The organism is Bacteroides sp. 1_1_14 (assembly GCF_000162515.1).
GTDB lineage: Bacteria > Bacteroidota > Bacteroidia > Bacteroidales > Bacteroidaceae > Bacteroides > Bacteroides thetaiotaomicron.
The window spans coordinates 66,033-81,619 of the sequence record NZ_GG774706.1 but is presented as its reverse complement, the minus strand read 5'-3'; the positions used below and the strand labels follow the sequence as shown (position 1 = coordinate 81,619).

Annotated in this window: 9 protein-coding genes and 1 pseudogene; 7 read left to right on the top strand and 3 right to left on the bottom strand. The window is 45.1% G+C overall.

Annotated elements, in window-relative coordinates; all coding sequences use genetic code 11:
• The first annotated feature begins 16 nt into the window (after positions 1 to 16).
• Positions 17 to 4,147, top strand: coding sequence for a hybrid sensor histidine kinase/response regulator transcription factor (locus HMPREF9007_RS12150; RefSeq protein ID WP_008761737.1), 4,131 nt, complete (start codon positions 17 to 19; stop codon positions 4,145 to 4,147).
• Here the strand turns inward: HMPREF9007_RS12150 and HMPREF9007_RS12155 are convergent.
• A complete protein-coding gene (locus tag HMPREF9007_RS12155) occupies positions 4,116 to 5,081 on the bottom strand; it encodes a glycoside hydrolase family 18 protein (protein ID WP_008761736.1) in 966 nt (321 codons plus the stop codon). The two genes, HMPREF9007_RS12150 and HMPREF9007_RS12155, sit on opposite strands and share 32 nt — an antisense overlap.
• Before the next feature lie 324 nt (positions 5,082 to 5,405).
• Here HMPREF9007_RS12155 and HMPREF9007_RS12160 point away from each other — a divergent pair, with 324 nt between their 5' ends.
• The 5 genes from HMPREF9007_RS12160 to HMPREF9007_RS12180 all read left to right on the top strand — a co-directional run bounded on the left by HMPREF9007_RS12160 (position 5,406) and on the right by HMPREF9007_RS12180 (position 12,229).
• Entirely contained in the window at positions 5,406 to 6,962 is a 1,557-nt protein-coding gene (locus tag HMPREF9007_RS12160) for a sulfatase-like hydrolase/transferase (protein ID WP_032850407.1), read from the top strand.
• 757 nt (positions 6,963 to 7,719) lie between these two features.
• Complete coding sequence (locus HMPREF9007_RS12165) at positions 7,720 to 8,595, top strand: helix-turn-helix transcriptional regulator (RefSeq protein ID WP_032814147.1); 876 nt, start codon at positions 7,720 to 7,722, stop codon at positions 8,593 to 8,595.
• 120 nt (positions 8,596 to 8,715) lie between these two features.
• On the top strand, positions 8,716 to 9,420 hold the full coding sequence (locus HMPREF9007_RS12170) for a succinate dehydrogenase/fumarate reductase cytochrome b subunit (RefSeq protein WP_008761733.1): 705 nt from the start codon (positions 8,716 to 8,718) through the stop codon (positions 9,418 to 9,420).
• A gap of 37 nt (positions 9,421 to 9,457) precedes the next feature.
• On the top strand, positions 9,458 to 11,437 hold the full coding sequence (locus tag HMPREF9007_RS12175; protein ID WP_008761732.1) for a fumarate reductase/succinate dehydrogenase flavoprotein subunit: 1,980 nt from the start codon (positions 9,458 to 9,460) through the stop codon (positions 11,435 to 11,437).
• Positions 11,438 to 11,473: 36 nt separating this feature from the next.
• Positions 11,474 to 12,229: a succinate dehydrogenase/fumarate reductase iron-sulfur subunit gene (locus HMPREF9007_RS12180; protein ID WP_008761731.1), complete on the top strand. Its 756-nt coding sequence runs from the start codon at positions 11,474 to 11,476 to the stop codon at positions 12,227 to 12,229.
• A gap of 126 nt (positions 12,230 to 12,355) precedes the next feature.
• Here the strand turns inward: HMPREF9007_RS12180 and HMPREF9007_RS12185 are convergent, their stop codons facing one another.
• Both HMPREF9007_RS12185 and HMPREF9007_RS12190 read right to left on the bottom strand, forming a co-directional pair.
• Positions 12,356 to 13,882, bottom strand: coding sequence for a sulfatase (locus HMPREF9007_RS12185; protein WP_008761730.1), 1,527 nt, complete (start codon positions 13,880 to 13,882; stop codon positions 12,356 to 12,358).
• A 233-nt stretch (positions 13,883 to 14,115) separates the two neighbouring features.
• Positions 14,116 to 14,958, bottom strand: a complete 843-nt coding sequence (locus HMPREF9007_RS12190) for a helix-turn-helix domain-containing protein (protein WP_008761729.1) — start codon at positions 14,956 to 14,958, stop codon at positions 14,116 to 14,118.
• 350 nt (positions 14,959 to 15,308) lie between these two features.
• Between HMPREF9007_RS12190 and HMPREF9007_RS26840 the strand changes: the two are divergent.
• Positions 15,309 to 15,587: pseudogene (locus tag HMPREF9007_RS26840) on the top strand (transposase); the annotation flags it as partial.

Below are 15,587 nucleotides of genomic sequence, written 5' to 3'. Positions count from 1 at the left end.
CATAATATCTGAAACGATGAAAACATACATTGCGGCTTTCTTCCTCCTGCTATCCGCCACATTTGTGGCAGCCCACCCTTACCTCATCCAAAGATTGGGAATAGAACAAGGCTTATCCAACAATTATGTATTGAGTATCACGCAGGACAAGCAGGGATTTCTGTGGTTCGCCACCGAAGAAGGGCTGAATAAGTTTGACGGAACCCGCTTTATCACCTACTATAAAGAGGAGCAATCTTCTTCTGTTCAAAGCATTACCGGCAACGAACTCAATGAAGTGTACGCCGATCCCGTGCAGCCTGTTATCTGGATAGCCACCCAGCGGGCAGGACTCAACGCTTATAATTACGAGACACAAAGTTTCAGCGTCTACCAATATAATCCGGAAGACCCGCAAAGTCTGATTACGAACGATGTCACTCACATTACCTCATCCGTACAAGCCGGCAAAGGGTTATGGGTATGTACTTATTACAGAGGTATAGAGTATCTGGACATCGCTACCGGGAAATTCACTCATTATAACAAAAGTACAGTACCCGCCCTTCCCTCTGAGCAGACCTGGACAGCCACGGAGGCTGAGGATGGCAAACTATACATCGGACACGTAGAAGGCGGGTTGAGCATCCTCTCCCTGAATGACAAATCCGTGAAGCACTTCGTCCATGATCCTCAAAACCCGAACAGCCTTCCGGGGAACGATGTGCGTTGTATCTATAAAGATACCAACGGAAATATATGGATCGGAACCAGCAAAGGTCTGGCTCTGTTCAATGCCAATACAGATACATTTACCAACTTTCATAACAATCCGGGGAATAATCACGGAGCATTGTCAAGCTATATCTTCTCCATCAAGCAGCTCAAAGACAACAAACTCTGGATTGCAACAGAACTGAACGGGATCATGATACTGGACTTACAGCAAAATCAGTTTCTGCTGCCCGAACAAATACGCTTTGAGTTTATCCGCGAAGGAGACAATAACTACAGTTTGTCCAACGCCAGCGCACGGTATATCTTTCAAGACTCTTTTAATAATATCTGGATAGGGACTTGGGGAGGAGGAATCAACTTTATCAGCAATGCTCCTCCCGCATTCCATACATGGAGCTATTCACCCACCCAAATGAATGAAAGTTCGCTGAGCAACAAAGTCGTTAGCAGCGTCTGCGATGACGGACAAGGAAAATTGTGGATAGGAACTGACGGAGGAGGTATTAACGTATTCGAAAACGGAAAACGGGTGGCCATTTACAATAAAGAAAACAGAGAACTCCTGTCCAACTCGGTGCTTTGTTCGCTGAAAGACTCGGAAGGCAACCTATGGTTCGGCACCTATCTGGGCAACATCAGCTATTACAATACAAGACTGAAGAAGTTTCAGATCATCGAACTGGAAAAGAATCAGCTTCTCGACGTACGCGTCTTCTATGAAGACAAGAATAAAAAGATATGGATAGGAACTCACGCAGGGGTGTTCGTTGTAGACCTTGCCAGCAAGAAGGTGATTCATCATTATGACACTTCCAACAGCCAGTTGCTGGAAAACTTTGTACGCAGCATTGCCCAAGACAGTGAAGGACGTTTCTGGATAGGAACTTTCGGAGGAGGAGTCGGGATATATACGCCGGATATGCAACTGGTCAGGAAGTTCAACCAATACGAAGGTTTTTGTTCCAATACGATTAATCAGATATACCGGAGCAGTAAAGGCCAGATGTGGCTTGCCACCGGTGAGGGACTGGTATGTTTTCCTTCAGTCCGTAATTTTGACTATCAGGTTTTTCAAAGAAAAGAAGGACTGCCCAATACACATATAAGAGCTATCAGTGAAGATAAGAACGGCAACATCTGGGCAAGTACCAATACCGGCATCAGTTGCTATATCACCTCTAAAAAATGTTTCTATACCTACGATCACTCCAACAACATCCCACAAGGAAGTTTCATCAGCGGATGCGTTACCAAAGATCATAACGGGCTCATCTATTTCGGCTCTATCAACGGATTGTGTTTCTTCAACCCCGATATTGCCATAAACAGTCCGCAGATTCCTCCTGTGGTTATCACTAAAGTGAGAATTCCCGGACGACTCACAAGTCGGGAGAAGAACGAAACCGCTATTCCCATCTCCGAAGGAGAGATAGAATTGACTCATGAACAAAATAGTTTTAATCTTACTTTCAACGTACAGGACTATTCACTGGCCAACCAGGTGGAATATGCCTATATGCTGAAAGGACTTGAAAACTCATGGTATACGATCAACGAGCAAAACAGCGTCACCTTCCGCAATATTCCTCCCGGCAAGTATGAGTTTCTGGTAAAAGCCCGCCTGCACAATCAGGACTGGTCGGAGGACACGACATCTCTCAGGATACATATTAACCCTCCTCTCTGGCTGACATGGTGGGCAAAACTTATTTATATTCTGATCACTATCAGCATTATTTATACTATTATCCATGCCTATAAGAAGAAAATAGACCTCGAAAGTCTCTATACGCTGGAAAAGAAAAACCACGAACAAGAGCAAGAATTGAATCAGGAGCGTTTGCGATTCTATACCAACATCACTCATGAGCTGCGCACACCACTGACCCTGATCCTCGGTCCGCTGGAAGATATGCAGAAAGACACGTCACTGCCGACCAGACAGGCGCAGAAACTTTCTGTCATCCACCAGAGTGCCCTCCGGCTGCTCAACCTGATCAATCAGATTCTTGAGTTCCGGAAAACGGAAACGCAGAACAAAAAGCTATGTGTTTGCAAAAGCAACATCGCGCCCCTCGTTCATGAAATCGGACTCAAATACAAAGAACTCAATCAAAAGAAAGCGATCGACTTTCAGATTCAAATAGAAAAAGAAGAGATGCTTCTGTTCTTTGACAAAGAAATCATCACCATTATCCTCGATAATCTGATTTCCAATGCCATCAAATATACGGAACAGGGAAAAATAACCTTGAGCTTGTATCCCACCACACGAAACGGGGTCACTTATACGGAGATTAAAGTCAGTGATACGGGATACGGAATCTCTGCGGAAGCCTTGCCTCATGTTTTCGACCGTTACTATCAGGAAAGCGGCAAGCATCAGGCATCCGGCACAGGTATCGGACTGGCTTTAGTCCGAAATCTTGTAGAACTGCACGAAGGCGAAATCCGGGTGGAAAGCATACAGAACGAAGGAAGTACTTTCTATATCAGCTTATTAACAGACAATATCTACCCCAACGCTTTGCATGGAGACTCTACGAAGCAAACAGAGGAGGAAATGATATCAGAAGCTGTTCCGGAAGATTCTCAAAATACGGAACCGGAAACGAGCAAACCTATCCTGCTGATTGTAGAAGACAATGAAGATATACAGAAATACATCGCCGAATCTTTCTCTGACTCTTTCGAAGTAATCACAGGCAGCAACGGCGAGGAAGGGAAACAGCAGGCTCTCAACCGTATTCCCGATATTATAGTAAGCGATATCATGATGCCGGTAATGGATGGCATCACGCTATGCCGTCAACTAAAAGAGGATGTGCGTACCAGCCACATCCCTGTCATCCTGCTAACGGCCAAAGATTCATTGCAGGATAAAGAAGAAGGATACGAAGTGGGAGCGGATTCTTATCTGACCAAGCCTTTCAGTGCTTCACTGCTGCGAAGCCGCATCAACAATCTGCTCGATTCGAGAAAGAAACTGATTGCTCAATTCCAGCAGACCGGAACGAGTCATAACCCCAATTCTCATTTGGATGAAAAGCGTTCCATAATCACCGAGGCGCTCAGCAAACTGGATAACGAATTCATTGAGAAAATCACACAACTGGTTGAGGATAACCTTTCTTCGGAAAAGATCGATATCACTTACCTGTCCGACAAGATGTGTATGAGCGGCTCTACGCTCTACCGGAAGATGAAAGCGCTGACCGGACTTTCTACGAACGAATACATCCGGAAAGTAAAAATGCAGAATGCGGAACGGTTACTCCTCGAAGGAAAATATAATATCTCGGAAATAGCCTATAAAATAGGAATGAACAGTACAGGCTACTTCCGTCAATGTTTTAAGGATGAGTTTGGTGTCTCTCCTTCAGATTATCTGAAGCAGTTCACCTCCCCAACTCCTCCACCATCGTCTTAAACAACGATCTGCTGTCATTCAGCGGCATATCCGTAGCCAAGTCCCAGCTCATCATTCCTTTGAGCTGCTGGTCCATCGCATAACGTGTCTTGGCACGGATATTATTTTGCCCGTCAAAGACATACACGTCTCCTTTATAGGTTACTTCGTTTTGTGCCGGCCCCGTAATCAGCCCGTCCTGCACAAAACTGAAGTAAGCCTCAGTCTTCTTTGAGCCATCTTTTGTCACGCCATAGAAAGGAACGCCTGCCACCAGCTTTTCCTTTGGAATGCCATAAGCCAACGCCATCTGTATATCCGAACAGTATTTCTCCATCGGGAAGCGAACCGGCGAAGGACCGTAACACTGATAAGAAATGAAATCGACCACAGCAATCGCCTCTTTACTAATCTTATAACACACAGGATGCAGGGATACGCTGAACACATATTTATCTCCCAATACCTCTCTCATCTTCAGAATAGCCAGACTGTAATCTTCATACTCTTTTTCAGTCTCCGCCCATTCAAAATCCAGATCGATGCCATCGAGCTTATTCTTTTCCAGTATCTTCTTTATGTTTTTGGCAAATGCAACACGGGCCGCCTCATCTGCAACCATCGCTTTCCACTCGCCACTGGCAGCGCCCAGACGAAGTTTTGTCTTTGTTCCTTTCACATCCGCACGGACAGACTTTATCAATTCCTCCCAGCTAGTCACTCCTTTCCCATTCTCAAAGATACGGGGATTTTCAAACGAAAGCGACCCGTCTTTATTGGGACGGACGTTCAGAAAAATCAGATCATCACTCGCCCTTAAACTCTCGGCAGAAATACGTCCGCGATTGTAGAAATTACCCCGTACATACGAGCTGATGAAGCAGTTTTGTTGTGCATACAACGATAATCCGACAAACAAGAGAAGGAAAAATACAATTTTTCTTGGTAGTAGCATAATAATTGATAATTAATGGGTTTTGATCGCAAAAGTAGGTACAGGCAAAGAAAACAAATGTTCAAAAATCACTATAATACTTCCAAAAATCAACATAAAGTTTCTTATTGAGAGATGTAAAACAAAAACATCCTTTTAAAAAGGGAATTAAGTGTTTTACCGGAATCAATTACATTAAATCGCAAAAGTTTTCCGGATTATAATACAAAGTGAATAACAATCACTATCTTTAGGCATAAAATCAGTTCATATGATCATTTATCTACATGAAAGCAACCGTCTAACTTAGACTGACTTTTGAAGAAATGCAACATCTATACGTATATGAATAAACTCGTACTTACCGGTCTGCTGGCAGCCGGAACCATGACGCACCTGCAAGGCGCTCAACCTGCCGGACAACGCCCCAACATCCTTTTTATCCTGAGTGACGACCACACCTCCCAAGCCTGGGGCATCTATGGCGGAGTACTGGCAGAATATGCCCACAACGCCAACATCCGCCGGCTGGCAAAAGAAGGGGTAGTGCTCGACAACTGTTTCTGCACCAACTCTATCTCAGCACCCAGCCGTGCCAGTATCCTCACCGGTCTATACAGTCACCGGAACAGACTGTACACCCTTGCGGACTCACTGGACACCTCCATCCCCACCCTTGCCACCCTGCTACAAGCCAACGGATACCACACCGGACTCGTCGGCAAATGGCATATCCAGTCGCAACCGCAAGGATTCGACTACTACTCCATCTTCTACGATCAAGGCGAATACCGTGACCCGACTTTCATAGAGAGCACCGACCCGTGGCCCGGCAACCGCCGGTTCGGCGAACGGGTGCTCGGCTTCTCCACCGACCTCGTCACCGAGAAAGCCATCCGATGGATGAAAGAGCAGGACGGCAACCAGCCCTTCCTGATGTGCTGCCATTTCAAAGCAACGCACGAACCCTACGACTACCCGATACGCATGGAGCATCTCTACGACGGCGTCACCTTCCCCGAACCCGAAAACCTGCTGGACTGGGGACCGGAAACCAACGGCCGTTCTTTCAAAGGACAGACACTGGAAGAGCTGGAACGTCGCTGGCGCATCGCATCACAGGACCCCGACAAGTGGTGGTGTCGCTACCCCGGACTGCCGTTCAGCACCGAAGGGATGCAACGGACGGCCGCCAGACGTGCTTCCTACCAAAAGTTTATCCGTGACTACCTCCGTTGCGGCGCTACCGTCGACGACAACATCGGCAAACTCCTAAACGCTCTGGACGAAATGAATATCGCCGACAATACCATCGTCATCTACGTCTCCGACCAAGGCTATTTCCTAGGCGAACACGGCTTCTTCGACAAACGGATGTTTTATGAAGAATCGGCTCGTATGCCTTTCGTTATCCGTTATCCGAAGAAGGTACCCGCAGGAAAACGTCTGGACGATCTGATACTGAATGTCGATTTCGCACCGACGCTGGCAGAATTTGCCGGAGTAAAGATGGAGAATGTGCAAGGAGACAGCTTCGTCAGCAACCTGGAAGGCAACACGCCGACCGACTGGCGAAAAGAAATCTACCATCGCTACTGGACCAATCATGCTATTCGTCCCGCGCACTTCGCCATCCGGTCAGACCGTTACAAGCTGATCTTCTATTATGCCCGAAATCTAGACATGACTGATACGGAGAACTTTGACTTTACTCCGTCATGGGACTTCTATGACTTACAGAATGATCCGCACGAGAATCATAATGCATACAACGATCCGAAATATGCACCTGTCATCAAACAGATGAAGAAAGACTTATTGAGACTTCGCAAAGAAACCGGAGATACGGACGAGAAATATCCGGAAATGCAGAAACTGCTTGAAAAATACTATAATAAGTAAGTGACTGGTACGGAAACTGAACTGTCGCATTTATAACTTGAACTTAGGCAGCTGCTACAAGTGAAAAAGATAGCAGTTTTGCCCTAACGCTCTCATTATTCGCGTGTATCCCTTTATTCATCGGCATTTCAAGCATTACAGCAAGTATGGTGGCAGAGTGAGAGCAAGGGTTTGCTCTCACTCTGCCACCACGGCATATAGGTCGTTTATCCTACATTATACTTTGATTTACTGGGTATTAACATCTGACGCGTCAGCTATTAACGATTGTCATGTCAGCTATTAATAATTGAGAAATCAGGTATTAACAGCTGAGAAGTCATCCATTATTGACTGAAAAATGAAATAATACCTTTCGAACGGACAGGTCAATCAGAGCAACTTATGCGGTCAAGTGAGTTGAATCGAGCTGTCATATGAACGAAATCGACAGTTGTTCCAAGAAGTTTCATTACTTGAAACAGTTTGTTTCATGCCTTGAAACACTTGGTTTCAACAGGTGGAACTAATGATGAAACTACTTGTTCTGAATATATCATGTAAAGGGATGAAGAAAATGCTGCAGATGGCAGATAAAAATGTATTAATGTATTAAAGAACGCCATTCAGGAGTCCGTGAAACTTCAAAGTTGTGCAAACAAAACCAATAAAGACAATCATATCCCCGTTTCTACTAAAACATAATAGAAGAAAGAATTTTATTTTCACAAAAACGACTATCTTTGTCCCTGTAGACAACGATTCACGGATAAAACCCATGTCAAAAGACTCACTTTGTGCTCAACATACAGATTGCTCAGGATGCCCCAAAGCGATGGAAAGTACTCTTATTCACAGAAATCTGCTCAGAGGGCAGCATATTCCGAAGGATAAGTGCACGCAAAACTGCATGCTCTTTATGATCGAGGGCGAATTGCTGATCAACAGTGACGAACATCCCGGAACGACACTACACGAGAAACAGTTTATCCTGCAAGCCATCGGCTCAAAATACGAGATACTGGCACTGACGGACGTATCATACATCCTTTTCTGGTTCAACGAACTGCCGTTGCTATGCGAAAACCGCTACCGTGAAATCATCGACCAGGCAGAAGGCCCGCTGACCTACACCCCAATGGTGATGAACCCGCGCCTGTTCTATCTCATCAACGACGTAGCCGCATACCTTGACGAATCGACACCCGCCTGCGGCAAATATATCGACCTGAAATGTCAGGAGATGGTGTATATGATCACCAATTACTATCCCCTGCCCCAGTTGAGGGCTTTCTTCTACCCGATCAGCACCTATACGGAAAGTTTCCAATACTTTGTCATGCAGAATTACAGCAAAGCGAAGAACGTCGAAGAATTCGCACATCTGGGAGGCTATAACACCACCACCTTCCGCCGTCTCTTCCGAAACTTATACGGCGTGCCCGTCTACGAATGGATGCTGGAGAAAAAACGGGAAGGCATCCTCGAAGACCTACAGCACTCTAATATGCGGATTACAGAGATTTGCAACCGGTATGGTTTCGACTCGCTGTCCCACCTTGCACACTTCTGCAAAGACTCCTTCGGAGACACCCCGCGCGCCTTGCGCAAGAAAGCGGCCAATGGCGAAAAAATCGGAAAGATCACCGATTAAGGAATTATTTCTTTAATTCTTTGGTCAATCAATCTATTTCCCCTATTTTTGCAGTCTGTAAGAGGTGTAAAACGTCGAAATTTTAGTTCTAACAATTAAATAATTTAAATTCAATCATTTATGTGGTTAAGTAATTCATCTGTAGGAAGGAAAGTGGTGATGAGCGTTACCGGTATCGCCCTTGTCCTGTTTCTAACATTTCACATGGCGATGAACTTAGTTGCAATCATCTCGGCTGATGGTTACAACATGATTTGTGAATTCCTTGGAGCAAACTGGTATGCGCTGGTAGCTACCGCAGCACTGGCTGCTCTTTTCATTATTCACATCATCTACGCGTTCTGGCTGACAATGCAGAATCGCACAGCGCGCGGTAGCGAACGCTATGCAGTAGTCGACAAACCGAAAACTGTAGAGTGGGCTTCTCAAAACATGTTGGTGTTAGGCATTATCGTTATCGTAGGCCTCGGTTTGCACCTCTTCAACTTCTGGGCAAAAATGCAGTTGCCGGAACTGATGCACAACCTGGACATGCACGCTGATACACTGACGCTGGCTTATGCGGCAAACGGTGCATATCACATCCAGCAGACATTCTCTTGTCCGGTTTATGTAGTGCTCTACCTCATTTGGCTGTTTGCTTTGTGGTTCCACCTGACTCACGGTTTCTGGAGCTCCATGCAATCACTGGGATGGAACAACAAGGTATGGATCAATCGTTGGAAATGTATTTCTAACATCTATTCTACGATTGTAGTACTCGGTTTCGCACTCGTAGTAGTGGTATTCTTTGTGAAATCACTCCTTTGTGGCGGTGCTTGCTAAATAGTAAATTGTAAATGATTAAATTGTAAATAATATTATGATCAAGATAGATTCAAAAATTCCAGAAGGCCCGGTGGCTGAGAAATGGACCAACTATAAAGCTCACCAGAAATTGGTGAACCCCGCTAATAAACGCCGTTTGGATATCATCGTTGTGGGTACGGGTCTGGCAGGTGCTTCTGCTGCTGCATCCCTCGGTGAAATGGGTTTCAGAGTATTCAACTTCTGTATTCAGGACTCTCCGCGCCGTGCACACTCTATCGCTGCACAGGGTGGTATCAATGCTGCAAAGAATTATCAGAATGATGGTGACTCCGTTTACCGTCTGTTTTACGATACAGTAAAAGGTGGTGACTATCGTGCACGTGAAGCCAACGTTTACCGTCTGGCCGAAGTATCCAACGCTATCATCGACCAATGCGTAGCCCAGGGTGTTCCTTTTGCACGCGAATACGGCGGTACACTGGACAACCGTTCTTTCGGTGGTGCACAGGTATCACGTACATTCTACGCTAAAGGCCAGACCGGTCAGCAGCTGTTGCTGGGTGCTTACTCCGCACTAAGCCGTCAGGTAAACGTAGGTACGGTGAAGCTGTTCACCCGTTATGAAATGCAGGACGTTGTGATCATCGACGGACGTGCTCGCGGTATCATCGCCAAGAACTTAATCACCGGCGAACTGGAACGTTTCGCTGCTCACGCCGTAGTAATCGCTACCGGTGGTTACGGTAACGCTTACTTCCTGTCTACCAACGCTATGGGTTGTAACTGTACAGCTGCTATCTCTTGCTACCGCAAGGGTGCTGTATTCGCTAACCCCGCATACGTTCAGATTCACCCGACTTGTATCCCGGTACACGGTGACAAGCAGTCCAAACTGACTCTGATGTCCGAATCTCTGCGTAACGACGGTCGTATCTGGGTTCCGAAGAAGAAAGAAGACGCTATCAAATTGCAGAAAGGCGAAATCAAGGGAAGCGATATTCCTGAAGAAGACCGCGACTACTACCTGGAACGCCGTTATCCGGCATTCGGTAACCTGGTTCCGCGTGACGTTGCCAGCCGTGCAGCTAAAGAACGTTGCGACGCAGGTTTCGGTGTGAACAACACAGGTCTGGCCGTATTCCTCGATTTCTCTGAAGCTATCAACCGCCTGGGCATCGATGTAGTGCTTCAGCGTTATGGTAACCTCTTCGATATGTATGAAGAAATCACTGACGTTAATCCGGGCGAACTGGCAAAAGAAATCAGTGGTGTGAAATATTATAATCCGATGATGATTTATCCGGCTATCCACTACACAATGGGTGGTATCTGGGTAGACTACGAACTGCAGACTACCATCAAGGGTCTATTCGCTATCGGTGAATGTAACTTCTCCGACCACGGTGCAAACCGCCTCGGTGCTTCCGCATTGATGCAAGGTCTGGCCGACGGTTACTTCGTATTGCCTTACACTATCCAGAACTATCTGGCAGATCAGATTACTGTTCCTCGTTTCTCTACCGACCTTCCGGAATTTGCCGAAGCAGAAAAGGCAGTTCAGGCTAAGATCGACAAGTTCATGAGCATCCAGGGTAAAGAATCAGTTGATTCTATCCACAAGAAACTGGGTCACATCATGTGGGAATACGTAGGTATGGGACGTACGGCAGAAGGCCTGAAGAAAGGTATCGCCGAACTGAAAGCAGTCCGCAAGGAATTCGAAACCAATCTGTTTATCCCCGGTTCTAAGGAAGGTATGAACGTTGAGCTCGACAAGGCTATCCGTCTGTATGACTTCATCACTATGGGCGAGCTCGTTGCTTACGACGCATTGAACCGTAACGAAAGTTGTGGTGGTCACTTCCGTGAAGAATACCAGACTGAAGAAGGAGAAGCAAAACGTGATGACGAAAACTTCTTCTACGTAGCTTGCTGGGAATATCAGGGTGACGATGAAAAGGCTCCTGTATTGATCAAAGAACCGCTGGTATACGAAGCTATCAAGGTTCAGACCCGTAACTACAAGAGCTAATCGGTGAAGTTAAACATTTAAAAGAATTAGACGAAAATGGATAAAAATATATCATTTACACTGAAGGTATGGCGTCAAGCAGGCCCGAAGGCTAAAGGCGCTTTTGAAACCTACCAAATGAAAGATATCCCCGGTGATACTTCCTTCCTCGAAATGCTGGATATTCTGAACGAACAGCTGATCAGCGAAAGAAAAGAACCGGTTGTATTCGACCACGACTGCCGCGAAGGTATTTGCGGTATGTGTTCTCTTTACATCAACGGACATCCGCACGGTCCTGCAACAGGTGCTACTACTTGCCAGATTTACATGCGTCGTTTCAACGATGGTGACACCATCACTGTTGAGCCTTGGCGTTCGGCCGGTTTCCCTGTCATCAAGGACTTGATGGTAGACCGTACTGCTTATGACAAGATCATGCAGGCCGGTGGTTACGTAAGCGTTCGTACAGGTGCTCCGCAGGATGCCAACGCTATCCTGATCCCGAAGCCCATTGCTGACGAAGCTATGGATGCCGCTTCTTGTATCGGTTGCGGTGCTTGTGTAGCTGCTTGTAAGAATGGTTCTGCCATGTTGTTCGTTTCGGCAAAGGTCAGCCAGTTGAACTTGCTTCCGCAAGGTAAACCGGAAGCTCTGCGCCGTGCGAAAGCTATGTTGTCCAAGATGGACGAACTCGGATTCGGTAACTGTACCAACACCCGCGCTTGCGAGGCTGAATGTCCGAAGAACATCTCTATCAGCAACATCGCCCGCCTGAACCGCGACTTCATCATCGCTAAACTGAAAGACTAAGCGTGAGCTTGATTTGATTAATAGCATAAATCCCCCGTCGGCGTTAGCTGGCGGGGGATTTCTTTTTACTGACCAATTACTAATGGATTAACTGTTATTATTCATTCCGACCTAAATCGACATTTATCAAAAGTAAACAAAAGGTTTCAACTCATTTCCTTGTTTATCCACCGGATAAAGAGCTCCTTCCTTCTCTAATTGAGCAGACATTTCCTGAATCATCTCCCTGCATTTATCCGGATGTGCGGAGGAAAGTTCATTTCTTTCTTCCGGATCATCTTTCAGATTGTAAAGCAAAGCTTTGGGTTGCTTCGGAGTCTCGGGAAGATAATAATAAATCAGTTTCCAGTCGCCCATGCGATAGGTGGTGAAGTAGCTGCCGCGGTGTGCATGAGGGAAGTGCATCAGGAAAGACTCGGGACGCTTCTTGTCCACCTTACCGCTCAGTTGCTTTTTCAGATCGAACCCGTCTATCACGTAGTTTTGGGGAACTTCACATCCTGCCACAGACAGAACCGTCGGATAGATATCCATGATTGTACCCAACTGTGTCTGCATACTTCCTACTTCAATAGGCAAGTTCTTCTGTACTTTGCTCTTCTTCTCAGGCTTTGCCCAAGCTGCGATGAAAGGAACACGCATACCACCTTCAAACTCCGTCCCCTTTTTACCTCTCAGCGGAGCGGAAGAACCATAGCCACGTTCATCTCCCAATGGAGCATCACCACCGTTATCTCCTAAAAAGAGAATCAGCGTATTCTCAGCAATTCCCAGCTTTTCGAGTTGGTCCATGATGTCGCCTAATGATTTATCCATGCCTTCTATCAATGTAGCAAAAGCTCTTGCCTGCTCGTTCTTATCCGGGTCGGTGTAGCGTGACAAGAAACGTTTGTCTGCCTGGAAAGGTGAATGAACTGCGTAATGGGCCATATTCAGATAGAAAGGTCGTTTTTCTTCTACGGCTTTGGTGATCTCCCGATTCGCTTCTATAGTCAGCGCTTCACTCAGGAAGGTATCTGTACCGTGATATTTCTCCAGGTCAGGAACTGCTCTAATCTTCTGTCCCTTGATATGCCCGTATCCCCATTCGCCATAATAGCTGCCGGGATGTCCAATGCCGGAACCTGCGATATTTACATCAAAGCCGATATTCAGCGGATTCTCTCCTTCGCTTCCCATACAGCCGAAATGTGCCTTTCCTACATGAATAGTTTTATATCCGGCTTGTTGCAGGACTCTCGGCATGGTAGGCATATCTTTTCTGAGACCTTTCCAGTTCCATTGGGGCGGTCCGAAAGGATTCCGGTTGTTGCTCTCAGCATTAATCCAGTTAGTGACTCCATGCCTGGTCGCATTCTGTCCGGTCATGATGGAAGCTCTGGAAGGGGAACTCACGCTCTGTGCGTAAAAAGTAGAGAAACAAATACCCTGTTTAGCTAGTCTCTCCATATTCGGAGTATGATACCAGTCATTCAGCGGATGACGCACCGGCTGACCACTCTCATCTGCGATAAAAGGAACCGACGTATCCATAAGTCCCATGTCATCTACAAGGAAGACAATAATATTCGGGCGTTCCTGAGCCACCCCGCAAACGGAAGATGCCAAACCACCCAATACACAAAATTCCTTAAAAGCTCGTTTTGTTCTCATTACATAGTATTTATGATTTATATCCTAGTATTGTACGTGCCATAATAGATTTAAATTTACTGAAATAAAAAGTTTAATTTCCGTATCCGCCTTGTCATGGCTTTATTTGAAGTGATCCGACTCTATAATAAAGATGTATTAGACTGATTTTAAGGGAAACAGCAGCAATATACAACAAATGCACTATGCTCACAAAGAAAAAAAGATTATTTGACGTTCTCTCTGAAAAATTATCAGATGGCCTTTTTGTTTGTTCTTAGCATGCGTGGAGAAGCACCAAAGAATTTCTTACAGAAATTGGAGAAGTGTGGCAGAGATTCAAAGCCATATTTATAGCATATTTCAGAGATACTGTTGTTTGTATTAAGCAACTCGTCCAAAATACCTTCCTTACGTCGCGCCTGCATCCATTCGTATACCGGTTCGTGGAATACATTATTGAAGATACGCCGCAGGGTACTGACAGTATAGCCGCCAAGTTGGGCAAGTTCTTCCACTGTTTTTACTTTCTTATAGTTTTGAAGGATGAAGTACTGGAAAGTGGAAGTGTATTTAGAGAGTGGATGTACCAAGCTTGCCAAATCATAGTCTGAATAATAGTACCCCAATACAAATGCCAGTTCCTTGCGCTTTAACGACAGCAAGTCCCGACAAACTTTACTTTCACTCAAATAGGATTTAGAGCCATCCAAAAAATATTTCAATTCAGGGATTATCTTTAATGGTGAATAGATTAATGGTGAAGACACCTCCTTCATAATATGATTGAAACGGAAGTCACAGAATAGTTCCGGCTGAATGAAACGATAATAAATACATTCGCACTCAGTCATGGCAAGCATCTCAAATTTTGAACCGATAGCCTGAAGAATAAATTCACCTGCTCTCAGCATCGTACCTGCATATTCTTGACTATTAACCAATACCTCACCTCTTATCAAAAAAAGGATGAAGTTTTCCTCACATTTCCGGGCTGGTTGGTGATAGCCTCTTGGATGAATAATGTGAGCAATAGCATTGTCTACGGCTTTCGGGCAGTTCTGACAATCCCAAGTACCTTGACAGATAGATGACATATATTTGTGTTGGTGTTTGATTTGTTCCTGTTGGCAACAAAAATATATGAAATCTTTTACATGGCAATAGAAAAGGAGGAGAAAAGTGCAAAAGAGATGATTCGAAAAGAATATTTAAAGCTTATTTATCAAGATGAAAAACTTTCAAAATTAATAAAACAATAAGATATAAATACTGAGGAAATAATATAAATCTTGAATTACGTATAATACATATATCTTAAGATAGAGAAGAGGTTGTGTCAAAACGCTGGCACAACCTTTTTTTATGCACAAAGCCCAGACTTTCACAAGCCCGGGCTTTGTTATTACCCAAAGTTTTTGTATCTTTAGGCATAAAGTTTTTCGTTATGGCAAAGTTACATTTTCGTCCTTACATTCCCAACCAAACAGTTCTTTTTCCCGGAAGAATTGATGAAAACATAGCAGCGAACGATCCGGTTCGCATAGTTAATACTGTTGTTGATAATCTCAATCTTGACAATTTCAAGAAGCTTTATAAAGCAACCGGTCGTTGTCCTTATCATCCTAAAATGATGCTTAAGGTGATTATCTACGCCTACATGAACAATATCTATTCGTGCCGCAAATAGAGAAGCTTCTCCTACGTGATATTCATTATATCTGGC

Bases quoted from the DNA above. Each gene is read 5' to 3' on its own strand.
- HMPREF9007_RS12150 (WP_008761737.1), top strand. From the start codon at position 17: ATGAAAACATACATTGCGGCTTTCTTCCTCCTGCTATCCGCCACATTT.
- HMPREF9007_RS12155 (WP_008761736.1), bottom strand. From the start codon at position 5,081: ATGCTACTACCAAGAAAAATTGTATTTTTCCTTCTCTTGTTTGTCGGA.
- HMPREF9007_RS12160 (WP_032850407.1), top strand. From the start codon at position 5,406: ATGAATAAACTCGTACTTACCGGTCTGCTGGCAGCCGGAACCATGACG.
- HMPREF9007_RS12165 (WP_032814147.1), top strand. From the start codon at position 7,720: ATGTCAAAAGACTCACTTTGTGCTCAACATACAGATTGCTCAGGATGC.
- HMPREF9007_RS12170 (WP_008761733.1), top strand. From the start codon at position 8,716: ATGTGGTTAAGTAATTCATCTGTAGGAAGGAAAGTGGTGATGAGCGTT.
- HMPREF9007_RS12175 (WP_008761732.1), top strand. From the start codon at position 9,458: ATGATCAAGATAGATTCAAAAATTCCAGAAGGCCCGGTGGCTGAGAAA.
- HMPREF9007_RS12180 (WP_008761731.1), top strand. From the start codon at position 11,474: ATGGATAAAAATATATCATTTACACTGAAGGTATGGCGTCAAGCAGGC.
- HMPREF9007_RS12185 (WP_008761730.1), bottom strand. From the start codon at position 13,882: ATGAGAACAAAACGAGCTTTTAAGGAATTTTGTGTATTGGGTGGTTTG.
- HMPREF9007_RS12190 (WP_008761729.1), bottom strand. From the start codon at position 14,958: ATGTCATCTATCTGTCAAGGTACTTGGGATTGTCAGAACTGCCCGAAA.